This is a genomic window from Streptomyces sp. NPDC056224, assembly GCF_042267665.1.
In the GTDB taxonomy this organism is placed as follows: Bacteria; Actinomycetota; Actinomycetes; order Streptomycetales; family Streptomycetaceae; genus Streptomyces.
Genome location: NZ_JBHJTK010000044.1, coordinates 1 through 21,617, shown reverse-complemented (window position 1 = coordinate 21,617; position 21,617 = coordinate 1). Strand labels below are relative to the sequence as shown.

The 21,617-nt window shown below is 71.2% G+C and carries 23 protein-coding genes; 10 read left to right on the top strand and 13 right to left on the bottom strand.

The features are described from left to right. Positions 1-15 precede the first annotated feature (15 nt). From ACFCZ1_RS32240 to ACFCZ1_RS32230, 3 genes are all read left to right on the top strand, one after another. The gene (locus tag ACFCZ1_RS32240) at positions 16-540 is read left to right on the top strand and encodes a GNAT family N-acetyltransferase (RefSeq protein WP_376681821.1); all 525 of its coding nucleotides are present in this window, start codon (positions 16-18) and stop codon (positions 538-540) included. Between the two features lie 126 nt (positions 541-666). Beyond that, complete coding sequence (locus ACFCZ1_RS32235) at positions 667-939, top strand: DUF4229 domain-containing protein (RefSeq protein ID WP_376681855.1); 273 nt, start codon at positions 667-669, stop codon at positions 937-939. 452 nt (positions 940-1,391) lie between these two features. Next, the gene (locus ACFCZ1_RS32230) at positions 1,392-2,714 is read left to right on the top strand and encodes a dicarboxylate/amino acid:cation symporter (protein WP_376681820.1); all 1,323 of its coding nucleotides are present in this window, start codon (positions 1,392-1,394) and stop codon (positions 2,712-2,714) included. A gap of 95 nt (positions 2,715-2,809) precedes the next feature. Here ACFCZ1_RS32230 and ACFCZ1_RS32225 read toward each other — a convergent pair whose 3' ends face one another. The 5 genes from ACFCZ1_RS32225 to ACFCZ1_RS32205 form a co-directional block, all read right to left on the bottom strand. Further along, the gene (locus tag ACFCZ1_RS32225; RefSeq protein WP_376681819.1) at positions 2,810-3,124 is read right to left on the bottom strand and encodes a hypothetical protein; all 315 of its coding nucleotides are present in this window, start codon (positions 3,122-3,124) and stop codon (positions 2,810-2,812) included. Further along, on the bottom strand, positions 3,121-3,402 hold the full coding sequence (locus ACFCZ1_RS32220; protein ID WP_376681818.1) for a hypothetical protein: 282 nt from the start codon (positions 3,400-3,402) through the stop codon (positions 3,121-3,123). Before ACFCZ1_RS32220 ends, ACFCZ1_RS32225 begins: the two co-directional genes overlap by 4 nt. Further along, positions 3,399-4,787: a hypothetical protein gene (locus ACFCZ1_RS32215; protein WP_376681817.1), complete on the bottom strand. Its 1,389-nt coding sequence runs from the start codon at positions 4,785-4,787 to the stop codon at positions 3,399-3,401. Before ACFCZ1_RS32215 ends, ACFCZ1_RS32220 begins: the two co-directional genes overlap by 4 nt. Continuing rightward, positions 4,784-5,224 (bottom strand): hypothetical protein, encoded by a 441-nt coding sequence (locus ACFCZ1_RS32210; protein ID WP_376681816.1) that lies wholly within the window; start codon positions 5,222-5,224, stop codon positions 4,784-4,786. The genes ACFCZ1_RS32215 and ACFCZ1_RS32210 overlap by 4 nt, the downstream gene beginning before the upstream one ends. Before the next feature lie 75 nt (positions 5,225-5,299). Beyond that, a complete protein-coding gene (locus ACFCZ1_RS32205) occupies positions 5,300-7,201 on the bottom strand; it encodes a WD40 repeat domain-containing serine/threonine protein kinase (RefSeq protein ID WP_376681815.1) in 1,902 nt (633 codons plus the stop codon). Positions 7,202-7,460: 259 nt separating this feature from the next. On the opposite strand from ACFCZ1_RS32205, the gene ACFCZ1_RS32200 reads away from it, so the two are divergent. Then, complete coding sequence (locus tag ACFCZ1_RS32200) at positions 7,461-7,970, top strand: hypothetical protein (RefSeq protein WP_376681814.1); 510 nt, start codon at positions 7,461-7,463, stop codon at positions 7,968-7,970. Positions 7,971-7,986: 16 nt separating this feature from the next. Here ACFCZ1_RS32200 and ACFCZ1_RS32195 read toward each other — a convergent pair whose 3' ends face one another. Further along, the gene (locus ACFCZ1_RS32195; RefSeq protein WP_376681813.1) at positions 7,987-8,169 is read right to left on the bottom strand and encodes a DUF397 domain-containing protein; all 183 of its coding nucleotides are present in this window, start codon (positions 8,167-8,169) and stop codon (positions 7,987-7,989) included. After that, positions 8,166-9,023, bottom strand: a complete 858-nt coding sequence (locus ACFCZ1_RS32190; RefSeq protein ID WP_376681812.1) for a helix-turn-helix domain-containing protein — start codon at positions 9,021-9,023, stop codon at positions 8,166-8,168. Before ACFCZ1_RS32190 ends, ACFCZ1_RS32195 begins: the two co-directional genes overlap by 4 nt. Positions 9,024-9,179: 156 nt before the next feature. Between ACFCZ1_RS32190 and ACFCZ1_RS32185 the strand changes: the two genes are divergently transcribed. From ACFCZ1_RS32185 to ACFCZ1_RS32170, 4 genes are all read left to right on the top strand, one after another. Further along, entirely contained in the window at positions 9,180-9,554 is a 375-nt protein-coding gene (locus ACFCZ1_RS32185; RefSeq protein WP_376681811.1) for an ATP-binding protein, read from the top strand. 1,472 nt (positions 9,555-11,026) lie between these two features. Then, on the top strand, positions 11,027-12,919 hold the full coding sequence (locus ACFCZ1_RS32180) for an AMP-dependent synthetase/ligase (protein WP_376681810.1): 1,893 nt from the start codon (positions 11,027-11,029) through the stop codon (positions 12,917-12,919). A 377-nt stretch (positions 12,920-13,296) separates the two neighbouring features. Continuing rightward, positions 13,297-14,700, top strand: a complete 1,404-nt coding sequence (locus ACFCZ1_RS32175) for an alpha/beta hydrolase (RefSeq protein ID WP_376681809.1) — start codon at positions 13,297-13,299, stop codon at positions 14,698-14,700. Positions 14,701-14,900: 200 nt separating this feature from the next. After that, the gene (locus ACFCZ1_RS32170) at positions 14,901-15,386 is read left to right on the top strand and encodes a hypothetical protein (RefSeq protein ID WP_376681808.1); all 486 of its coding nucleotides are present in this window, start codon (positions 14,901-14,903) and stop codon (positions 15,384-15,386) included. A gap of 70 nt (positions 15,387-15,456) precedes the next feature. Here ACFCZ1_RS32170 and ACFCZ1_RS32165 read toward each other — a convergent pair whose 3' ends face one another. The 4 genes from ACFCZ1_RS32165 to ACFCZ1_RS32150 all read right to left on the bottom strand — a co-directional run bounded on the left by ACFCZ1_RS32165 (position 15,457) and on the right by ACFCZ1_RS32150 (position 18,309). Continuing rightward, positions 15,457-16,365 carry a hypothetical protein gene (locus ACFCZ1_RS32165; RefSeq protein ID WP_376681807.1) on the bottom strand — a complete coding sequence of 303 codons (909 nt, stop codon included), beginning with the start codon at positions 16,363-16,365 and terminating at the stop codon, positions 15,457-15,459. Continuing rightward, a complete protein-coding gene (locus tag ACFCZ1_RS32160; protein ID WP_376681806.1) occupies positions 16,362-17,330 on the bottom strand; it encodes an ABC transporter ATP-binding protein in 969 nt (322 codons plus the stop codon). The genes ACFCZ1_RS32165 and ACFCZ1_RS32160 overlap by 4 nt, the downstream gene beginning before the upstream one ends. A gap of 151 nt (positions 17,331-17,481) precedes the next feature. Further along, on the bottom strand, positions 17,482-17,763 hold the full coding sequence (locus ACFCZ1_RS32155) for a hypothetical protein (RefSeq protein ID WP_376681805.1): 282 nt from the start codon (positions 17,761-17,763) through the stop codon (positions 17,482-17,484). A 120-nt stretch (positions 17,764-17,883) separates the two neighbouring features. Next, positions 17,884-18,309: a hypothetical protein gene (locus tag ACFCZ1_RS32150; RefSeq protein ID WP_376681804.1), complete on the bottom strand. Its 426-nt coding sequence runs from the start codon at positions 18,307-18,309 to the stop codon at positions 17,884-17,886. 583 nt (positions 18,310-18,892) lie between these two features. Here ACFCZ1_RS32150 and ACFCZ1_RS32145 point away from each other — a divergent pair. Then, a complete protein-coding gene (locus ACFCZ1_RS32145; RefSeq protein ID WP_376681803.1) occupies positions 18,893-19,771 on the top strand; it encodes a GyrI-like domain-containing protein in 879 nt (292 codons plus the stop codon). On the opposite strand, the gene ACFCZ1_RS32140 is transcribed toward ACFCZ1_RS32145, so the two are convergent. Continuing rightward, positions 19,752-20,000 carry a DUF397 domain-containing protein gene (locus tag ACFCZ1_RS32140; RefSeq protein WP_376681802.1) on the bottom strand — a complete coding sequence of 83 codons (249 nt, stop codon included), beginning with the start codon at positions 19,998-20,000 and terminating at the stop codon, positions 19,752-19,754. The two genes, ACFCZ1_RS32145 and ACFCZ1_RS32140, sit on opposite strands and share 20 nt — an antisense overlap. After that, a complete protein-coding gene (locus tag ACFCZ1_RS32135) occupies positions 19,997-20,869 on the bottom strand; it encodes a Scr1 family TA system antitoxin-like transcriptional regulator (RefSeq protein WP_376681801.1) in 873 nt (290 codons plus the stop codon). The genes ACFCZ1_RS32140 and ACFCZ1_RS32135 overlap by 4 nt, the downstream gene beginning before the upstream one ends. Positions 20,870-21,007: 138 nt before the next feature. On the opposite strand from ACFCZ1_RS32135, the gene ACFCZ1_RS32130 reads away from it, so the two are divergent. Continuing rightward, complete coding sequence (locus ACFCZ1_RS32130) at positions 21,008-21,427, top strand: ATP-binding protein (protein ID WP_376681854.1); 420 nt, start codon at positions 21,008-21,010, stop codon at positions 21,425-21,427. Positions 21,428-21,617 lie beyond the last annotated feature (190 nt).

Genomic DNA, 21,617 nt, shown 5'->3' with positions numbered 1-21,617 from the left:
GGATAACATCGCGCTGTGACTATTACTTTCACCGTGGACCCGGTCGTCGACCCCGCCCTCCACGCGGGAATCCTCAGCCTGTGGACGGACGTGTCCAATGCGGGCGGCGCGGTCGGCTTCGTGCCCCCCGTCTCCTCCGACGACATCCGCCCGGCGCTGGTCAAGCAGCTCGCCGCGGTCGCCGAGGGGGGCAGCCGGCTCCTCGTCGGGCGTGACGAGGAGGGTGCGGTCGCCGCCGCCGCCTTCCTCACCCGCAACACGCACCGCCTCCAGCTCCACTGGCTGTGGGCGTACACGGTGATGGTCCATCCGCGCCACCAGGGCAAGGGTCGCGGACGCGAACTGATGGCCGCGGTGGCGGACGCGGCCCGCTCGATCGAGGGCATCGAGGCGATCCGCCTCGGCGTGCGCGGCGGCATGGGCCTGGAGCGGTTCTACGCGGCCTGCGGCTACAAGGAGGTCGGCCGCGTCCCCGACGCCATCCGGGTCGCCCCGGGCGACGACCGCGACGACATCACGATGCTGCTGCCGCTGCGCTGACCCCAGCGGGCCGGAGCCGGGGCCCGGCGTGCTTCACTGGACGCGAACGTGCCGCCGTACGACCACGACGAGAGAGAAGGGGTCACCGTGTCCCTCAAGCCGAGCGCAACGATCCGCTACACCGCGATGCGTCTGGGCATCTTCGTCGGATGCCTCGTCGTCGTGTCCGGCCTGGTCCGCCTCGGCTGGGTGCCCGCCGGGCTCGGGGACGCGAACGTCGCCTGGATCGTGCTGCTCGCCCTCGTCCTGTCCGCGCCGCTCTCCTTCGTCCTCCTGCGCAAGCAGCGCGACGAGATGTCCGAGCAGATCTCCGGCCGCGTCGCGGGTGCGAAGCAGAAGCTCGCCGAGAACCGCAGCCAGGAGGACCTGGCCGACGACGCGGCGCGCGTGAACTCGTAACGGCGCAGCCGGCCCGGCGGCCGGCGCAGTCGGCGCAGTCGGAACAGTTGGGTTCATCACACACCGAACCGCCCCAGCACCGGGAATGCCACCGGTAACGCTGGGGCGTTCGGCGTTTCCGGGGGCCGGCACGGGTCCGCGCGGGGGGAACGCGGGTCCGTGCGCCCCCGTCTCAAAGAACATCTTTGAGATTCCCAAAGGAGAAGTGTTAGCGTGTTCAACATGTCGACCACAGCTGCGCACCCGATGACCGCGAGCATCCTGCTCGTGTCGCGCCTGCACGTCGACCTCTGCCGCCGTGTGTCCGCGGCCTGTTGCTGTTGAGCTGAATCGATACAGCAGCGGTCCTTTCGGTCCCGGCCGGCCTTTCTCCCCAGGCTGTCGCCGCGCCGTGTCACCACCGCGTCACCACCGCAGAACTTCCCCCTGTCTTCGTGCGCCATCTCCGGAGAGTGTCCGTGTCCGCGACCCCCCAGGCCCCCGCCAAGGCCTCGTTCAAGTTCCCCTTCTGGGCCCAGATCGTCACCGGTCTGGCCCTGGGCGTCCTCTTCGGATGGATCGCCCGCAGCCAGGACGTCAGCTGGCTCGGCACCACGCTGGAGAAGGTCGGCGACACCTTCGTCCAGTTGCTGAAGCTGGCCATCGCCCCCCTCGTCTTCTTCGCGATCCTCGTGTCCATCACCAACCTGCGGAAGGTGAACAACGCCGCGCGGCTCGCCTCCCGCACGCTGCTCTGGTTCATGATCACCTCGCTGATCGCGGTCGGTATCGGCCTCGCCATCGGCCTGCTCACGGACCCGGGCGCGGGCACCGGCCTCACCGCCGCCGACGGCAAGGAGCCGAAGAAGGCGGGCACCTGGATCGACTTCCTGACCGGGATCGTGCCGACGGACATCGTCACGCCGTTCACCGAGCTCAAGGTCCTCCAGATCGTCTTCCTGGCCGTCGTCGCCGGTATCGCCGCCCTCCAGCTGGGCGGCAAGGCGAAGCCGGTCCTCGACCTCGCCGAGTCCGCCCTGGAGCTCCTCCAGAAGGCCCTGTGGTGGGTCATCCGCCTCGCCCCGATCGGCACCATCGGCCTGATCGGCACCGCGATCGCCACGTACGGCTGGGACCTCATCGGCAAGTACGCGACCTTCACCGCCGACATCTACATCGGCTGCGCGCTCGTGATGTTCGGCGTCTACCCGCTGCTGCTGGCCACGGTCGCCAAGGTCAGCCCGCTGCAGTTCTTCAAGGGCGCCTGGCCGGCCATCCAGCTGGCCTTCGTCTCCCGCTCCTCGGTCGGCACCATGCCGGTCACCCAGAAGGTCACCGAGCGCCTCGGCGTCCCGAAGGAGTACGCCTCCTTCGCCGTCCCGTTCGGCGCCACCACCAAGATGGACGGCTGCGCCGCGATCTACCCGGCGCTCGCCGCGATCTTCATCGCGCAGATCTTCGACGTGCAGCTGGGCATCAAGGAGTACCTGCTCATCGTCTTCGTCTCGGTCATCGGCTCGGCCGCGACGGCCGGTCTGACCGGCGCGACGGTCATGCTGACCCTGACCCTCTCCACACTGGGCCTTCCGCTGGCGGGCGTCGGCCTGCTGATGGCGATCGACCCGATCCTGGACATGGCCCGCACCGCCACGAACGTGGCCGGGCAGGCGCTGGTCCCGGTCATCGTCTCGGCCCGCGAGGGAATCCTGGACAAGGAGGCCTACGCGACCGCCTCGGCCTCCCCGCTGGACGAGCCCGCCCCGGTCACGCCGGAGCCGGTCGCCGTGGCGGCCTGACCCCTCCCGCACCCGCCGCTGCCCCCGCCCCCGTCCGGGCGGGGGCAGCGGCGTGTCTTCCGGTGTCCCGAGCCGTCCCGAGCCGTCCCGAGCCTTCAGACCGTCTGCCCGCGGGCGTACGCGACCGTCGCCAGCAGCAGCGGCAGCGCGAACCACCACCGGCCCAGGTTCCGCCGGAACACCGGGGTGATGGTGATCAGCAGTCCCAGGAGGCACAGGGAGAGCGAGAGGCCGGCGACCAGCCGGACGTCGTCCCGCAGCCTGTCGTCGCGGGGGTCCGACTGCATGACCAGGGCGAGGTAGCAGAGGTACACCGCGGGGACGTAGACGAGGGCGAGCGGGACCCCGAGCACCCAGCGCAGGCAGCCCTGGTCCTCGGGCAGGTCGATGTCCTCGCGCGGCAGCCTCATCCGAGCGTCGCGATGCGGACCCACGCGATCACCCCCAGGACGGCCGGCGGGACGAGCCACCACAGGCCCACCGTCCGGCGGACGGGCGGGACGAGGGTGATCAGGATCGCCCCGGCGCTCAGGAAGAGGGCGAGCAGGCACTCCAGCTCGGTCCCGGCGTACCCCTGCTCGTCCCATGCGCCCGCCGGTCCGTAGGCCAGGGCGTAGTAGACGACGGCGGTGTTCAGGAGGTGGACGAGCGCGAGGGGTACCCCGATCCACCAGCGGCGGTACGTCATCGCATCGCGTCCTTCACCTTGCCGAGGCTGTCGCCGAAGTCGTCGCCGTAGGACTGGGCCTTCTCCGACTTCCAGTAAGGGCCGCCGTTGTAGCGGGCGGCGATCTCCCGCATCTGGGCGTCGGTCAGCTGGTCGGCGGGGACGTCGCCGTAGCCCGCCTCGGCCTTGATCTGGGCGAGGAATCCGGCGGCGATGAAGGCATTCTGCCTCGGGTCCTGGAGCGACTCCTCCACCAGGGCCCGCTGATCGTCCGTGAGGTGCGCCGGATCGTAGCCGAGCACCTCGGCGCCGCGGCGGAGCTGGATGGCGATCGGACCGAAGGAGGTCTCGTCGGGGGTTCCGCCCGCCCGGCTGAAGAGGTTCTCGGGAGTGAGGGGACTGAGCGGGGTGTCGGCCCACTGCCGGATCGTGTCGATGCCGTCGTCGACGATTCCGGGCTGACCGGCGATCTCCTTCCAGGCGATGCCCGCGACCAGTTCCTCGGGCAGCCCCGCGTGCTGGGCGGCCGCCCGGAGGATCTCCTTCTTCTGGGAGATCCAGGCCGCCTTCTCCTTGTCGCCGTCCGGCGGGTTCCAGTAGCTGTCGTCGACCTCGGGCAGTCCCGCGATCCGCATCCGGATGTCGCGCAGCTCCGGCGACATCTCGGTCTTCCCGAGCGGCCCCGTCATCTCGCGCTTCGGGCCGCTGCCCGGCAGGTGGGCCAGCGGGCTGGTGCGGGCCTCCGCCGCCTCTCGGCGGATGTCCGCCATCGCCGCGTACAGGTCGGGCCGCTTGCCGCCGCCCTTCACCTGGAAGTCGGGCAGCAACTCGTACGCCTGCTTCAGCGCGTGCACGCAGGTGCTGCGCGCCTCCTGCTCGGTGGTCTTCGCCAGGTGGAAGCTGCCGCCCGCGGCGTCGTGGAGCCGGTTCGCCTCGTCCCGGATGTCGTCCACGTCCATCGTGGCCTCGGCCAGCCAGTCGAAGACCCCGGTCGTCGCCCGCATGTCCTCCCACTGGCGCATCGGTTCCGCCTCCTGCGCGACCTTGGTGATCGCGGTGCCCTTCGTGCCGATCAGCGCGGCCAGCGCCCGCTCGGAGCGCTTGCCGTTGCCGTAGTGGGACTTGGCGGTGGTCAGGGCCGCGGCGTAGGCGTTCAGGGCGCTCGCGGCCCTGTCGTAGCCCTCGGCCATGTGGGTCACCAACTGGCGGGCCTCGCCGAGGCGCCGGGTGTACGTGTGGCTGCCGTCGCTCTCCCATTGCGTGCCGGTCTCCGCCCGCCGGGCGGGCTCCTCGACCTGGACGAGGAGATCGCGCAGCCGGCGGAACTCGGCGGCGTTGCGCTCGATGAGGGCCGGGTTGCACTCCTCCAGGAACGCGACGTCCCCGTGGTGGCTGAGGCCGCTCATTTGCACTCCGGCGGTACGTACTGCCCCGAGTCGAGGAGGTTGGCGAGGAAGGACCGGGCGGTGGCGTCGTCCACGTGGGCGAAGCCGGTGCCGGTGGTCTTGAGACGGGTGGCCAGGCCGGCGAACAGGGCGATCGTGTCCTGGAACTGGTCGTCGGCGAACCGGGCGAAGCGCAGGGCCTCCTTCGCGACGTCCTCGTGCGCGCGGGGCGCGCGGGCCATGGTGCCCGCGTCGCCGTCCGGGCGGCCTTCGTGCAGCAGCGCGGCGATCTCGATGAGGAGGTTGGCGTTGCCGTTGATGGACTGGGTCCCGGCCAGCAGGCTGCCCGCCGGGCTGCCGCCCACCTCGGGCGCCACCTGGTTGAGCCGCATCGCGGGCGACTGCTGCCCGGCCAGGACGGCGGCCTTGTGCTGCGCCCATTCAGTATCGAACGACACGTGGTTCCCCCCTGACTTGACCCGGAAATGACGGATCATGTGCATGCTAATACGGGGAAAACGGCACCTCTGCCGTCAGGAGAGCTTCCAGAGCCGGATGGTGGAGTCGTTGCTTCCGCTGGCGAGGGCCTTACCGTCGGGGCTGAACGCCACGGAAACCACGCCACTGGTGTGGCCGGTGAAGGTGGCGGTGCTGTTGCCCGATTTGATGTCCCAGAGCCGGACGGTGCGGTCGTCGCTTCCGCTGGCGAGCCGCTTGCCGTCGGGGCTGAAGGCCACCGAATCCACGTCACGGGTGTGGCCGGCAAGGGTGTAGGTGCTCCCGCGCTCGGTGGCGTTCCAGAGCCGGATGGTGCGGTCGTCGCTTCCGCTGGCGAGCCGCTTGCCGTCGGGGCTGAAGGCCACCGACCGCACGCCACCGGTGTGGCCGAGGAGGGGATCGGCGCTGTTGTCGGAGGTGAGGTCCCAGAGGCGCAGGGTGTGGTCGCTGCTCCCGCCGGCGAGCTTCTTGCCGTCCGGACTGAACGCCAGCGAGTGCGTGGCGTTGATGGGGTCGGTGAGGGTGGTGGTGGTGTTGGTACGGGAGGCGATGTCCCACAGGCGGACGTCGTTGTCCCAGGCGGCGCTGGCCAGGGACGTGCCGTCCGGGCTGAACACCACCGACCGCACGCCACCGGTGTGGCCGACGAGGGTGGCGGTGCAGGTACGGGAGGCTACGTCCCACAGGCGGACGGTGTGGTCGCTGCTCCCGCTGGCGAGGGTTTTGCCATCGGAGCTGAAGACCACCGAAACCACGGAATTCTTGTGGCCGGTGAGGGGAGCCAGGGTCGTGCGGGAGGCGATGTCCCACAGGCGGATGGTCTTGTCGCCGTAGCCGCCGGCGAGGACGGTGCCGTCCGGGCTGAACGCCACCGATTCCACGCGAGAGGTACCGTCGGCGAGGACGGCGCCCGGGCCGCCGGTGTCGTCGGCGAAATGCCGAGCGGTGAGTACCCCTGCGGACCCCGCGGCCAGTGCGGCGAAGCCGCCGAGGACGAGCGTGCGGCGGCGCGGGCCGCGGGCGGGAGTGCGCGGCGGCGCCGGTTCGCGCGTGGGTGGTGGCGACAGTGCGGGTTCGGTGGCGGCGGTGTGCAGGTCGGGGGTGGCGGCGGGGGCCGGGTTCCGGATCGCGCGCAGGCGCTCGGCGGTGGTGGGGGCGTCCGGTCGGGCGGCCGGGTCCTTGGCCAGCAGCGAAGCGACCAGTTCCGCGAGGTCGGCCGGCGCGTCCGCCCGTACGGTGCGCAGGTCCGGCGGTGTCTCGTCCAGGTGCCGGCGCATCAGGACCCAGGGCTGAGCGGGGTCGGGGAACGGCGGGGCGCCGGTCAGCAGGGCGTGCAGCACGCACCCCAGGGCGTACAGATCGCACCGCGCGTCCACGTGCTCGCCGCGCCACTGCTCCGGGGCCATGTAGGACGGAGTGCCGAACGGCCTGCCGGTGACCGTCAGCCCGTCGGTGGCGTCCGCGGTACGGGCGATGCCGAAGTCGCAGATCTTCAGCCGTCCGTCGGCCAGCAGGAAGAGGTTGGCGGGCTTGAGGTCGCGGTGCACCACCTTCTGGGCGTGGGCGGCGGCCAGCGCCTCCGCGGCCTGCAGCGCCAGTGCGACCGCCTCGGTCACCGGGAGGCCGCCCGGTGACCGGCTCAACAGCCGGGCGAGGTCCTCCCCCTCCAGCAGCTCCATCACGATGAACAGCCGGTTCTCGTGCTGCCCGATGTCATGGACGACCGTGATCCCCGGATGCTGGAGCCGCGCCCCGATCGCCGCCTCGCGGCGGAACCGCCGCAGCAGCTCGTCCGTCGCGTCGAACTCCAGCAGCACCTTCACCGCGACCGCCCGGCCGAGCTCGACGTCGTACGCCCGCCACACCTCGCCGATGCCGCCGTGCCCGAGCCGGGTGTCCAGCCTGTACCGCCCGGAGAAGTGCTCTCCCGTACGCATGGTCCCTCCGGTCGTACGGCAACTACCGCTGTGACACGGGTCATTGTGTAACACCGGGGACGCGGGCGGACGAGATGCCACGAGGTGGCGGGAAGTGGGGTCGCCGGTGCGGGCCCATCGGCACGGGCGCGCCGCGGCCGTTGGGTTGAACGCGTTCAATGAATTGTTAGGGTGGCTGTGCCGGGAGGTCGGACCGCCGTCCGGTGGGTTCGTCGTGCCGTGAACGGGGTGGGAAGTCATGGGTGTTGAAGGAAAACGGATGTCCGCCGCGCTGCGCCGGGCGCTGGTCGGGGTGGGTGTGGCGCTGGCGCTGGTCGCGGGCGCCGTGCTGTGGGTCGGTCAGTTCGCCCCTGGGAAGGAGCCTTTGACCAGAGCCCTTACTGCGCGGCTGGAGGCGACCGAACTGTGGTGGGTGAACTGCGCGAAGGCGCTGGACTTCGCGGATGCCTCGATGCCCGAACGCGCAAGGGATGCGTTCTGCACGAACGACACGTACCCGACGAGCGCCGGCTACGTCGCCACGTTCCGGATGCCGCGCGAAGGTCTGTCCGACGGGCTCAAGGAGGCCTTCCCCCGGCTGCGCGCGGATCTTGAGGAGGACAGGCACGGAGTCCTCTCCAGGGGTGCGGACTGCGACCCGTTGATCGGCTGCTTCGACGGCGACGGTGCGGGCACCCTGAAGCCGAGCCGGGCCTCGCACGTCACGCTGCGGATCACGTACGAGGACGAGCGCACCGCGCTGGTGAAGATGACCTCCTTCAGGGTCTGACCCCCGGAGAAGTGCGTCAGGCGTGCGAGACGAAGCCCGTCCAGGCGCGCGGGGTGAAGGCGAGGTGGGGGAGGCGGGTGTCCTTGGAGTCTCGGACGTGGATTGCGGCGGGGGTAGTGGCCACCTCGACGCAGGAGTCGCCTTCGCTGCCATCGCTGTAGCTGCTCTTGAACCAGTGCAGCTCGGGGTAGTCGATCATGTCTCTCCCAGCAGTTCTTCGATGAAGCCCCGCGACTCCAGGGGTGTGAGCGCTTGGGCCCGGATCATGCCATAGCGCAGCTCAAGGATCCGGAGCTGCCTCGGGTCGGAGACCGGGCGCCCACCGAAGGCGCCTTCCGAGCGGCCCACCGCGCTACCGTCCCCGAACTTCAGCACTTCGATCCCGCCGTCCATGCCGGCATGGACCTCGCGGTCGGTCGGCATCACCTGGAGAGCGACATGTCGCAACCGGCTCACCTCCAGCAGACGTTCGAGCTGTCGACGCCACACCATTGTGCCTCCGATGGGGCGGCGCAGGCTCGTCTCTTCCTGGACGATGCTGAGCGACGGAGCCGGACTGCGGTCGAAGAGTGCCCGACGGGTGATGCGCGCAGCCACGTATCGCTCCACCTCGTCCTGGGTGTAGGCGGGCTGACGCATTTCGAAGAGCGCCCTCGCGTACTCCTCCGTCTGCAGGACACCGTGTATCCCATGGATGCGGTACGCCCCGATCTCGACCGCCGTGGCCTCCATCTTCGCGAGTTCCCGCACCTTCTTCGGGTAGCGGACCTGCTCCATGTCCGCCTTCATCGCGACGATCTTCCCGCCCGCCCGCAGCACCTCGTCCGCCCTGTCCAGGTACTCGGGGCGGGGGATCCGCTTGCCCGCCTCGACCTTGCGGACCAGGTCCTCCCCGTACCCGACCGCCGTTCCGAACTCGGCGGCCCGCATGCCCGCCTGCTCCCGCCATGCCTTGAGCTGGCGGCCCAGCGCGGCCAGTACCGCCACTCCCTGTTCGTCCTCAGGGTCGACGTCCCAGCCGGCGTCTTCCGTACCGTCACTGTCCACGCTCATGCGCGCCCACCTCCGACGAGCCGATGTCTTCAGCGCCCCCGTACCCGTCAGGTCGGTCCGGACAGCCAGGACAGCACTGGACAATCTCCGGACAAACGCGGGACGTACGGGCGGCTTCCCTTCTCACGGTACGCACGGACGGACACGCTGAGTGACGTGATTACTCAACTCGTCGACTTCCACGTCCAGCTGTCCGCCACCCCGCGCGGTGCTCGACTCGGGCGCGTGCTCGCCGTCGAACAACTGCGCTCCTGGGGGCTGGCTTTGGAGGCACCCGCACAGATCATCGCCGAGCTCGCCACGAACGCCGTGACCCATGGGCGGGTGCCCGGAAGGGACTTCCGGCTGACTCTCACCGTCACCCCGGGCGTGCTGCGTGTCGAGGTGACGGACGCCCGGGGTGACCGGATCCCGGAGATCCACGATGCGGGGCGGGGGCTGGTGCTCGTCGAAGCGCTCGCGGACCGCTGGGGCGTCGAGCACGGGCCCGGTCCGTGCAAGGTGGTGTGGGCGGAAATTGCGGTGGCCTGACGGGAGACGGCTCGCCGGAGTAGCGGTGGGCCGTTATGAAAGGCGTGCAGGGACGCCCACGGAATGGGTTTTCGCGCAGCGCGCCGAGTCGGGCCTGCTGGGTGACCGACGGCGCAGTGCAATGTCACCCTCAACTGCACGGTCAGCCGCGACGGGAATACGTCGATAAGCGGCTCGGTCCCGGAATGGGTCCGGCGGTCCTTGCCGTGGAGCGTGACGGGCTCGCCGCAGAAGGTGCTGGTGACGGCCTTGTGGGAGGTGGCGGCGCGGTGTGTCGACCGGGTCGCGGAGTTCCGCGATTCGGTGTGCGGGCGGGGTCGTGGCAATTGCGTCCGTACCGGGTCGTGGGGACGTGCGACCCGGTGCGCCCGGACATCACTGCTTTAAATCACGGGAGCTAAAACCAACCAACCCAACCCCTCCGACTCCCCGTGACTCACACGGGTGAACTGTGCCAACTCGGCTGGATTTCGGGCCGGTTGCCGGGCATATGCTCGCCCCACAACGTCAGGCATGAGACGGCCCCCGGCGGGACGGCAATCCCGGTCGAGGGCCTGACCAACTAGGAAGTCGGCACTTCCCAATGGCTCTTCAGCACCTTAGCGCGCTCTCGCGCGCCTCGTCCCGTGTTCACGCCGGGACCGCCCGATCCGGTGTCCTCCACGTCAACGTGCGGCACGCCGATCGCTACACGGTGGTCGGCAACCACCTCGCCCAGCACCGCTCGCTGTCGCTGGTCGCGATGGGGCTCGCGCTCCACATCCAGTCGCTTCCGGACGGCGCGAAGATCGGCATCAAGCGGCTCACCGACCGGTTCCCGGAGGGGGAGGTGCGGATCGCGTCCGCCCTGCGGGAGCTGGAGGCGCACGGGTGCCTGGAGCGCAGCCGCGTACGGCTGGCCACCGGGCAGGTGGTCACGCGGACGGTGTCCTTCAACCACCCGCGTGCCGGGCTGGAGACACCCCCGCCGCCGCTGCCGCCGCTGCCCCCGGAGCCGGAGCCGGAGCCGGAGCCGGAGCCGGAGCCGGAGCCTGCGCCTGCGCCCCGGCCCGAACCGGAGCCGGAGTCGGAGCCGGAGCCCGATCCTGGGTGGCGGCCGCCTCGCCCTGCCACCGGCCCGCCATGCCGGACAGGACGGGCGGTACCCATTCCTCGATCAGGGCGCGGAGCAGGCGCTCCGCGTCCTCGTCCCAGGCGAACGGGTGCTGCTCGGGGTCGAGTTCGTCCCAGGTCTGCGGCCACGGCGGACCCGGGGGGACCGGTCCTCGGAAAGGTCGATGGTGTCCCGGTCGTACGTCACCTCTCGAGCCTCGCCTGCGCGTCCGGCACGGGCCAGCGAATTGGCGGGGTCGCGGCATGCGGCCGTGGCGTGGAGCCTCCGTGAAAAAGGTGGTCAGAGGGGTGGTCGGGCGGCATTACCGCTGCGTAAATTACCGGCGGTAACACTCGTGCCGGACCGAGGAGAGTGCGCCGTGGAAGCCGACCTGACGCCGGTCAGACCCGTCAAGGCCGTCGAGCCCGTCGAGCCCGTCAAGACGGTCGTCGACGGGGTGGTGCGCGAGGTGCGCGTGCCCGCGCTCGCACCGGTGGCGGAGCACGGCTCGCTCGGCGACATCCCCTTCCAGAACGCCCGGGAGGCCCCCCGCGAGGCGGTGCTCGCGCGCAAGGACCGGAACGGGACCTGGCGCGACGTCACGGCCGCCGAGTTCGCCGCCGAGGTGCTCGCCGTGGCCAAGGGCCTCATCGCCGAGGGCCTGCGCGAGGGCGACCGGCTCGCCATCATGGCCCGCACCACCTACGAGTGGACCCTGCTCGACTTCGCCGGATGGGCCGCAGGGCTGGTCACCGTACCCGTCTACCCGACGTCCTCCGCCCTCCAGGCCCGCTGGATCCTGCACGACTCCGGCGCCGTGGCCTGCGCCGTCGAGGACACCGCGCAGGCGCGGATCATCAGCGCCGAGCGGGTCAACCTGCCCTGGCTGGCGCACCTGTGGGAGTTCGACACCGGAGCGGTCGCCCGGCTGGTCAAGGCCGGCGAGCACCTGCCCGACGCGGTCGTGCACGCGCGCCGGGCCGCTCGTACGCCGGACTCCGTCGCGACCCTGATCTACACGTCGGGCACGACCGGGCAGCCCAAGGGATGCGTCATCACGCACGGCAACTTCTTCGCCGAGGTGGACAACGCGGTGGAGCTGCTGCACCCCGTCTTCAAGTCCGTCAGCAAGGACCCGGCCTCCACCCTCCTCTTCCTGCCGCTGTCCCACGTCTTCGGCCGGATGGTCGCCGTGGGCTGCCTGCGGGCCCGGGTGAAGCTGGGGCACGCGCCCAGCATCAGCACCGAGGACCTCCTCGCCGACCTCGCCGGCTTCCGGCCGACCTTCCTCCTCGCCATCCCGTACGTCCTGGAGAAGGTCTACAACACCGCCCGCGCCACCGCCGAGAAGATGGGCCGGGCGTCGTCCTTCGACCGGGCCGCGCGGATCGCGCAGCGCTGCGGCGAGCTGGTCGAGGGCAAGGCCCCCGGGTTCGTGCTGCGCGCCGCGCGGGCCCTGTACGACCCGCTCGTCTACCGGCGGATCCGGGCCGCGCTCGGCGGCCGCGTCCGCTACGTCCTGAGCGGCGGCTCCCCGCTGGGCACGCGGCTCGCCGCCTTCTACACCGGCGCCGGCATCGAGGTCTTCGAGGGCTACGGGCTGACGGAGACGACCGGAGCGAGCACCGTCACCCCGCCGCAGCGGCCGAGGCTGGGCACGGTCGGCTGGCCGCTGCCGGGCACGGGCGTGCGGATCGCGGACGACGGCGAGGTGCTGCTCGGCGGGCGCCACGTCTTCGCCGGCTACTGGAACAGCGGGCAGGCCCTGCCACCCGGCAGCTGGCTGGCGACGGGGGACATCGGCGCGCTCGACGCCGACGGCTACCTCACCATCACCGGCCGCAAGAAGGACCTGATCATCACCTCCGGCGGCAAGAACGTGGCTCCCGCGCCGCTGGAGGACTGGCTGCGGGCCCACCCGCTGGTCGGGCAGTGCATGGTGGTCGGCGACAACCGGCCGTACGTCACCGCCCTGATCACCCTGGAGCCGGACGGGCTGCTGCACTGGCGCCAGATGCACAAGAAGCAGGGTGTGCCGATCTACGAGCTGGTGCGGGACGAGGAACTGCTGGCGGACATCCAGCGGGCGGTGGACGAGGCCAACCAGCTGGTGTCGCGTGCCGAGTCGATCCGCCGCTTCGCCGTCCTTCAGGGCGGCTTCACGGAGGCGCGCGGCCACCTGACCCCCTCGCTGAAACTCAGGCGGGGCGCGATCGCCCGCGACTACCGGGACCGGATCGACGAGCTGTACCGGGGGCAGCGCGAGCGGTGAGCCGACGCGCGGGGTCCGTGGCCGTGGCCGTGCCGGGGGCCGTTCCCGGGCCCGTTCCCCTGTCCGTGTCCGGGCCCGCCGTCGGCAGGCGGGGTCGGGGGAGGGCGCTTAAGGTGGGCTGAGCTCCCGGGGGGACACCCGAGGAGGGTGCAGTGCACCGATCCCCATCCCCATCGCCATCCCCGTTCCGATCCCGATCCTGCCCGCGATCCCGGTCCCGGTCCCGCTCCCGCCGGCTGCCCCGTAGCGTCGCCGCCGCCTGCGTCCTGCTCGCGGCCTGCTTCGCGGCCGCCCCGCCGCCCGCGCCAGCCGTCGGCGACCCGCTGGAACGCTTCCACGGGCAGCGCATCCGGTGGGGGGACTGCCCGGAGAAGCGCGTGCCCGCCGCGATGCGCTGCGGGACCGTCCGGGTACCGCTCGACTACGCCGCCCCCGCCAAGGGCTCGGTCGAGATCGCCCTGGCCCGGATACCGGCCTCGGACCCCGGCAAGCGCCTCGGCTCCCTCCTGCTGAACTACGGCGGCCCCGGTGGCCCCGGCATCGCCGGTCTGGCCGCCGACCCCAAGGCCTTCGCCGGCCTAGGCGAGCGCTACGACCTCATCGCCTTCGACCCCCGCGGCGTCGGCCACAGCGAGCCCGTCTCCTGCGGCGGCTCCCAGCAGACCGCCGACGAGGCCCGGGCCGACGCCGCCGCGCAGCTGGCCGCCCTGCGCGCCGTGGTGCGCCGCTGCGAGCTCGCCTCCGGCCCCGTCCTCCCGTACATCGGGACCGTCCACGTCGCGCGCGACATGGACGTGATGCGCCACGTGCTGGGCGACCGCAAGCTCAACTACCTCGGCTTCTCCTACGGGACCCGGCTGGGCGCCGTGTACGCCGCGCAGTTCCCGGAGCGCACCGGCCGGATGGTCCTCGACGGCGTCGACACCCTCGTCGAACCGCTGGCGGAGCAGGCACTCGTCACGGCACGCGGCCAGCAGCGGGCCCTGGACCGTTTCCTGTCCTGGTGCGCCCGCCGGCCCGGCTGCGTCTACGGGAGCAACACGCGCTCCGCCGGGCAGAAGGTCAACGCCCTGGTGGCGAGGCTCGACAAGGAGCCGCTGGTCGGCCAGGACGGCACGTACGTGACCGGGCAGGACGCGGTGGACTCCATTGCCGCCGCCCTGTACTCGCGGCAGACGTGGCCCCGGCTCGCCGACGCGCTCGCGATGGCCGAGCGTGACCGCGACCCGGTGGGGCTGCTCCAGCTCGGCGGGCCGGCGGACCCCTCCGATCCGCACGATGCCGAGGAGGAGCGGACGGAGGAGGAGCGGGCCGGCGGGCCCGGGACGGTGCCCGGGGACAACGCCGAGGCCGCCCTCACCGCCGTGACCTGTGCGGACGACCCGGACCGGTCGAACGACACGGCCAGCCCGGCGGCCATCGCGAAGGAACTGGCCGGTCTGAAGGGCGAGTTCCTCAGGGCCTCCGAGGTGTTCGGGCCGCACCAGCTGAGGACGGTGCTCTCCTGCTACGGGCGGCCCGCCGGCACCGACTTCATCCGGAAGATAGACCGCCCGGGCGCGCCGCGGATGCTGCTGGTCGGCACCCGAGGGGACCCGGCGACGCCGTACGAGTGGACGGAGGAGACGGCGAAGCGGCTGGGCTCGGCGGTCGTCGTGGACTTCAAGGGCGACGGGCACACCGGCTACCCGGTCTCCTCCTGCGTACGGGAGTACGCCGACCGCTTCCTGCTCGACGGGCGGCTGCCGGCCGGGACGCGGTCCTGCCCCGCCGTGGAGTGAGCGGGCGGGGCGGAGGCCGTCACGGCAGGGCCCGGCGGTCGGGAGACCGTGCAGCCCGCCTTTGCGAGCCGGGCATCGCAGGCCTTGTCGAGCGGCTGCGGGTGCGGTACAAACGCGCGATACACAGGAACGGGAATCGGCCATTCCGGTGGCCCGAACCTGTCGATTTGGCATGCGCACAACCACCTTGAGGGGATTCCGTGGCCGGACGCGGGAAGAAGTTCAAGCAGCGGGCGACGCTCAGCCTGCTCCTCATGGGGATAGCCGCCGGCGTCTTCCTCGTCGTCGGCAGCGCCTCCCAGAAGCCGGCGGGCTGGGGCGCCGCGTACGCCTTCGGTACGTCCACGGCCGTCGAACTGCCCGCGCGCTGCCGGACGGAGACGTTCGTTCGCAAGGGCGGCGGCGGGAGCGGGAGCCGGGCCACCGCCAAGTGCGAGGGCGCGCGGTGGACCGCCCGCGGGGTGTCGCACACCGGGACGCTGTACGCGTACGCCGACCAGATCGAGCGCGACGGCAGCGACAAGCTCGTCTTCGCGGGCGAGGCCCGCGCCCTCCGTGACCGGGTGTACGGCAAGCCGGAAACTCGGGAGACCGCCCTGCACCTGGGCGCCCTCGCCCTCGCCGCCGTGGGTCTGGCGGGCCTCCTCCTCGCGGCCCTGGCCGCCCCCTTCACCCGCCGGGGCTGACGAGGTGCGGCCGGAGCCCCGATATCGGGGCTCCGCCCCGGACGCCCGCCTGGCACACGTCGTGAGGCGATCAGCCCGCCTTGGCGTCCCGGCGGCAGTACGCCCAGCAACCCGCCGCCGCGATCACGGCGGTGTACAGGCAGAACAGCAACGTGGCGGAACCCGAGGACAGATGGGATCCGACCAGCGCCTGCGCGAACGGCCGGTCGTCGGCCGGGTAGGCGGAGACATCGGTCAGCATCGCCCGGCCGGCCGCGAACGGCAGCCACTTGCCCACCCCGTCCAGCCCCGGCAGGTAGCCGAGAGCCCCGCCCACCAGCCGCTCGACGATCAGCGGCCACATGCACAGGACCAGCACCGGGATGATCCGGCTGCGCACCAGGGACACCAGCGCCAGGCAGAGCAGCGCCCAACAGCCCATCCACAGCGTGAAGCGCAGCGCCGGTACCACCACTCCGCCCCAGGCGGGCTGCGGGGCGCCGCTCACGGCCAGGACGGCCGAGGAGGAGAGGGCCCCGAGCAGCGCGCTGGCGGCGGCCGTCGCGGCCGCCGCCAGGAACCCGACCAGGCACTTCGCCGCGTAGGCCGTGCCCCGTCCGTTGACCGCCAGCCACGTCGTACGGGCGCCTCCGCGCACCAGGTCGGTGGAGACCGGGCCGGTGCCCAGGACGAGGAGGAAGAAACACAGGACCGGGACCTGCGTCGCGAGCGGGGTCCACGCGATCACGTCGGCCATGGTGGAGGCGCTGACCGGCCGGTCCTTGTCCAGGTCGAGCAGCACGGTGATGCCCGTCAGCAGGCTCAGTACCGCCACGACGCCGAGCAGGATCCACGTCGAGCGCAGGCCCTCCAGATGCCGCCACTCGTACCGGCACGCCCTGCGGAAGGCCTCGGCGCGGGAGACGGCCACGGGGGTGCGGGGCAGGCGGTCGTCGACGGGGGCGACGGCCGCCGCGGCCGCCGGTGCTGATGACGTCACGAGATTTTGAACTCCTCTTCCGCGATGCCCAGGTAGAACTCCTCCAGGGACGGCCTCGCCTCGTGCAGCCAGTACAGCGGCAGGGCGTTCTCGGCCGCGAGGGTGCCGATCCGGACCCGGTCCAGGCCGGTGATGTGCGCGCTCCCGCCACCGGTGGGGCCGGTGGGGTCGGTGGGACCGGTGGGGGTGAGACGGCCGCCCTGCGCCTCGACGAGCGCGGCCAGCCTCGGCAGCTCGGGCGACTCCACGCTCACCACCTGCCGGTGGGCCGCGCGGGCCAGCAGCTCGGCCATCGGCGCGGAGGCGGCGACCCGGCCGCGCGACAGCACCACCACGCGGTCGGCCAGCTGCTCCATCTCGCCGAGGAAGTGGCTGGAGACCAGGACCGCCCGGCCCTGGTCGGCCTGCGAGCGGAGGAAATCTCGCAGCCAGCGGATGGAATGGGGATCGAGCCCGTTCGCGGGCTCGTCGAGGACGAGCACGGGCGGATCGCCCAGCAGCGCCTGGGCGATGGCGACCCGCTGGGACATGCCGAGCGAGAGCTGGTCCAGGCGCAGCCCGCCCGCCTCGGTCAGACCGACGCTGTCCAGGAGTTCCCCGACGCGGCGGTCGGGCACCGCGGAGCCCGCGGCCACCATCCGCAGATGGGTGCGCACGCGATGCTTCGCATGGCCCGCGACGCCGCCCAGGACGGCACCGACGACGGTGCCGGGCGCGCCCCAGGCGCGCAGGGGGCGGCCGAGGTAGGAGGTCCGGCCCTCACCGTGCAGCAGGCCCAGCATCAGCTGGATCGTGGTGGACTTCCCGGCCCCGTTCGCACCGACGAAGCCGGTCACCTCACCGGCGCGGAGGGTCAGCGAGACGTCGTCCAGAACACGCTTGGTGCCGAAGGACCGGCCGAGGCCTTCCGCCTCGACCAGCACACCACCCGGCTCCGGCTCCGTATGGCTGGAGCGGTGGTTCATGTAGGGTCTCCCTGCGTTATCGCAAGGGGGAGGAAGCCCGCACCCGGCGACCTGAACAGGCGTGGAAACCGAAGGGTTGTCACCCGCGGGTTTCTTTCCCCGATTGCCTTGTTCCATTGCAATGTGAGTTCTTCCGGACTCAGTTCCGAAATCAGCTCCGGATGAGCCATATCAATTGCACGGCGAAAACCGCGTGCGCGAGAATGCAGGCAGCCCAGGAGAGGGGCCCGCGCATCCCGTGCCGGATCACCGTCGACCAGCCGACCGCCAGCAATACGGCGGACAGGGCGCAGCACACCCAGGAAATCACGAGCCAGGGCGTGGAATGGTCGGTGAATTGCCTGATCGCCGCCGCCGGCACGAGCGCCAGCAGGGGCAGCGCCCACGTACTCTCGCCGGCCGCGCGGGGCCGGGCGGACTTGGTGTCGGTCATCCCGGACGCTCCGTCTCTGCATGCTCTGTGTGCTCTGCGTGCTCTGCGTGTCTTCGTCTACGGGTAGCGGGCCGGGCCCGCCCGGGAAGTACCCGGGCAGACCCGGCCCACGCCACTCGATCAGCGGAGGGCGTTGTAGATCTCAAGAAGCGTCAGGCCCGGGGAGATGGCCGCGAGAGGCGCACGCACCCACCAGGACAGGCCGTCGTACCACTTCTTGAAGTCGCTGTACTTGCCGCCGATGGCCTTGGCGAAGCCGCCGACCTTGCTGAAGGCGGCCCGGATGGCGCTCCACTTGCTGGCAGCGGAGAGCTCGCCGTTGGCTATCTTGTTCATCTCGGTCCGCTCGGCGGACGAGAGCTCGGCCGCCAGCGGGCTGGCCAGCAGGGCGCGCGCGGCCTGCTGGGCCTCGGCCTGCTGGGTGGCCGAAACCGTCTGGGGCGCGGCCACGGAAGCCGTGGAGGCCTGGGCCAGGCCCGCGCCTCCCCCGATGGCGATGGCGGCGACGGCCGAAACGGCCGCCATCCGCAGGGTGTTGCGATTCATTTGAATCCCTTGCGTTGTCGCAAGGGGGAGGAAGCCCGAGTGGGCAACCTGAACAGGCGTGGAAACCGAAAGGGTCCCCCCGGACTTCTTTCCCCCGATTACTTGGTCGTTGCCGAACCGCTCCTGGTCAGAGAGAAGTCCGACGGTGCTCGGTCTCCCACACTTCGGGGCGCCGGGCACATCGGAACGTTACCCACAAGACGATCACTTGGCCACTGTTGAAATGGTCAACGGGCAAGGTGGGCGGCGGTGTTCCCCGCGCCTACCTGCGTATTCCCGGATCGGGTGGCGCTTTACCTGTGCATTGCTTGGCCGGAAGTTGTTGGTTGTGGCCGGAATGAATCTCCGGTGATGTGCTGGGTGGACACCGGATGGGCACGGGACGCACACCGAATGCGCACCCGATGAGGGGGAGATGACCGCTGCGGCCGGCGGGAGGCACGCTTTCGGTCGCGGCTTCGACGAGCTGGACGGTGCGGGCGGGGCAGGCCGCGCCGCGACCCGACCATCGCGGGCACAGGATGTCGGGTGCGGGAGGGGCGCTCCTTCCTAGCGTGAGGCGTGAAACGGAAGGAGGCCCCGGGTGCTGGAAGGGCTCAACCAGGCCATGGACCACGTCGAGGCGCGCCTCGACGGGGCGATCGACATCGCCGAGCTGGCACGGATCGCCGTGACGTCGGAGTACCACTTCCGGCGGCTGTTCTCGGCACTCGCCGGGATGCCGCTGTCGGAGTACGTCCGGCGCAGGCGGCTGACCGTCGCGGGCGCCGAGGTACTGGCGGGCGAACGGACCCTGCTCGACATCGCCGTGCGCTACGGCTACGGGTCGGGTGAGTCCTTCGCCCGCGCGTTCCGCGCCGTGCACGGCGTCGGGCCGGGCGAAGCCCGGCAGACCGGTGCGGCCCTGCGGTCACAGCCCCGGATGTCCTTCCGACTCGTCGTCGAAGGGAGCAGCAGCATGCAGTACAAGGTCGTGGAGAAGGACGCGTTCAAGGTGGTGGGCAAGAAGGCCCGCGTCCCCCTCGTCCACGAGGGGGCGAATCCGGCCATCGCCGAGTTCATCCGGGGCATCGGGCCGGACACGGTGCGGCGGATCGCCGGCCTGTCCGACCAGGACCCGGAAGGGATCGTCTCGGTCAGTGACGACCTCGACCCCAGCCGGGCCGAGGGGACCGAACTGGACTACTACCACGCCGTGGTGACGGGCGCGGCCGACGTACCGCAGGACCTGGACGTGCTCCGGGTCCCGGCGGGCACCTGGGCCGTCTTCGAGAACTCAGGCCCCTTCCCGCAGGCGCTCCAGCACCTGTGGCGGGACGTGTTCACCCAGTGGTTCCCGTCCAACCCGTACGAGAGCCGTCCGGGCCCCGAGATCCTCCAGGTCCGGCCGGACGAGTCCGGCGGGGCCGAGACGGCCCTGTGGATCCCGGTCGCCCGGTCGGCTACGCCGACGCGCGGCTGAACCGTACGAAGTCGGCCCAGGCTCCAGGGGTGACCGCCAGCTCCGGCCCGGCGGTCACCTTGGAGTCCCGGACGTGGACGGCGGAGGGGCAGGCCGCGACCTCGACGCACTGGCCGCCCTCGCCGCTGCTGTAGCTCGACTTCTGCCAGGCGAGCGCTACTTCGAGGCATTCGCCGCCCTCGCCGCTGCTGTAGCTGCTCTTGAACCAGGCCAGACCAGTGGTTTTCATCCTGCTTCTCCCAGCATCTTCTCGATCAAGGCGAGGGACTCATCGGGCGTGAGCGCTTGTGCCCGGATGATCCCATAGCGCTCAGCCATGATGCGTACCTGATCAGGATCAGTGATCAAGTGCGGGCGGCCGTAGGCCTCGTGATAGGCGATCTGCTGGCGGCCCTTGGGGTGGAGCAGGGTGAACGAGCCGTCCATCGCCGCGTGCGCGCCGCCGCCGTACGGCATCACCTGGAGCTGCACCGTGCGCAACCGGCCGATCTTCAGAAAGCGTTGGAGCTGTTCGCGGTGAACGTCCTGACCGCCCACCTTCCGCTCGAGCAGGTTGTGGTCAAGGACGAAGCTGAAGGTGGGGGACGGCCACCGTTCGAAGACCTGTTGGCGGTCCAGCCGGTCCTGCACCCGCTTTTCGATCGTCTGATCGTCCAGGAGCGGGCGACGCTCCGTGAAGATCTCGCGCGCGTGGCTCTCGGTCTGCAACAGACCCGGCACGCCCTGATGTCCGTACGCATGGAGTGCCTGAGTCGCGGCCTCCGCCTCTGCGTAGCTCCGGAACCAATCCGGATGCCGGGTCCGCGCCCGCTTCAGCGCCTCCCTGACCTCCGGGACCGCCGCCTTCAGGACGCCCCGCGCGCCCAGGACGACATCCGCCCGTTCCAGCAGGTCCGGCTGCGGGGTGCGGACACCCCGCTCGATCGCGCCGATCAGGTCCTCGCCGACGTGCAGGAGCGCGGCCAGTTCCTTCTGGTGGAGGTCGGCTGCCTCCCGTAATGCCTTGATCTGTTTGCCCAGGGCACGGAACAGGTGTGCCGTGCCGTCCGCCTCCACCGGGCGCTCTGGGCGTTCTTCGCGGTCTGACAGGTGGTTCATCGGCTGGTCCGCCCTTGTCCGTACGGGCCGTACACGAACAGGCCGCATCCCTACGGATCACGCTCGTAGCGCCGCCGCCACTGGAAAGCCTACGGCTCCGCCGCCACGCTCGGTGAGGTGACGACCGAATTCAGTGACATGGCACAGGCCTTCCGGCAGCGGTTCAGTGCGACGCGCCGCGGGGCCACCCTCGCCCGGCGGCTGGCGCAGGTGCAGCTGGCCTACTGGGGGGTGCCGTACGGCTGCCCGTTCTCCGACGACGTCGGGCTCGTCGTCGCCGAGCTCGCCGCCAACGCCGTGCTCCACGGGCAGGTGGCCGGGCGGGACTTCGAGCTGCGGATGGACTACGACGGGCGGGGGAGCGTACGGGTGGCGGTCAGCGACACCCGTGGCGACAAGGGGCCGCCGTCGGCGCCGGGGGCCGTCGATCCGTGGTCGGCGGAGGGCGGGCGGGGGCTGCTGGTGGTGGCGGCCGTGGCCGAGGAGTGGGGGGTCACGGCGCGGGAGCCCGGAAAGACGGTGTGGGCGGAGGTCCGGCAGGCGGGGGCCCGCCCGTGACGAGGTCTTGAAAGGGGTGAACAAAAGTCGCATTTTTCATCAGTAGTTATCTGCCTTCATCAGCTTTTATCCTGATGGCGTGAAGCTTTCCGAGCGGGCGGCGCGCAACGGTGTGCACTACCAGACCGCATGGGCCTGGGCGAAGGAGGGCCGTATGCCGGTCCCTGTCGTGCAGACGCCGTCCGGTATG

Coding starts and splice junctions, on each gene's coding strand:
- ACFCZ1_RS32235 (WP_376681855.1), top strand. CDS start 667: ATGCGTCTGGGCATCTTCGTCGGATGCCTCGTCGTCGTGTCCGGCCTG.
- ACFCZ1_RS32225 (WP_376681819.1), bottom strand. CDS start 3,124: ATGAGGCTGCCGCGCGAGGACATCGACCTGCCCGAGGACCAGGGCTGC.
- ACFCZ1_RS32220 (WP_376681818.1), bottom strand. CDS start 3,402: ATGACGTACCGCCGCTGGTGGATCGGGGTACCCCTCGCGCTCGTCCAC.
- ACFCZ1_RS32215 (WP_376681817.1), bottom strand. CDS start 4,787: ATGAGCGGCCTCAGCCACCACGGGGACGTCGCGTTCCTGGAGGAGTGC.
- ACFCZ1_RS32205 (WP_376681815.1), bottom strand. CDS start 7,201: ATGCGTACGGGAGAGCACTTCTCCGGGCGGTACAGGCTGGACACCCGG.
- ACFCZ1_RS32200 (WP_376681814.1), top strand. CDS start 7,461: ATGTCCGCCGCGCTGCGCCGGGCGCTGGTCGGGGTGGGTGTGGCGCTG.
- ACFCZ1_RS32195 (WP_376681813.1), bottom strand. CDS start 8,169: ATGATCGACTACCCCGAGCTGCACTGGTTCAAGAGCAGCTACAGCGAT.
- ACFCZ1_RS32190 (WP_376681812.1), bottom strand. CDS start 9,023: ATGAGCGTGGACAGTGACGGTACGGAAGACGCCGGCTGGGACGTCGAC.
- ACFCZ1_RS32160 (WP_376681806.1), bottom strand. CDS start 17,330: ATGAACCACCGCTCCAGCCATACGGAGCCGGAGCCGGGTGGTGTGCTG.
- ACFCZ1_RS32155 (WP_376681805.1), bottom strand. CDS start 17,763: ATGACCGACACCAAGTCCGCCCGGCCCCGCGCGGCCGGCGAGAGTACG.
- ACFCZ1_RS32150 (WP_376681804.1), bottom strand. CDS start 18,309: ATGAATCGCAACACCCTGCGGATGGCGGCCGTTTCGGCCGTCGCCGCC.
- ACFCZ1_RS32140 (WP_376681802.1), bottom strand. CDS start 20,000: ATGAAAACCACTGGTCTGGCCTGGTTCAAGAGCAGCTACAGCAGCGGC.
- ACFCZ1_RS32135 (WP_376681801.1), bottom strand. CDS start 20,869: ATGAACCACCTGTCAGACCGCGAAGAACGCCCAGAGCGCCCGGTGGAG.
- ACFCZ1_RS32130 (WP_376681854.1), top strand. CDS start 21,008: ATGGCACAGGCCTTCCGGCAGCGGTTCAGTGCGACGCGCCGCGGGGCC.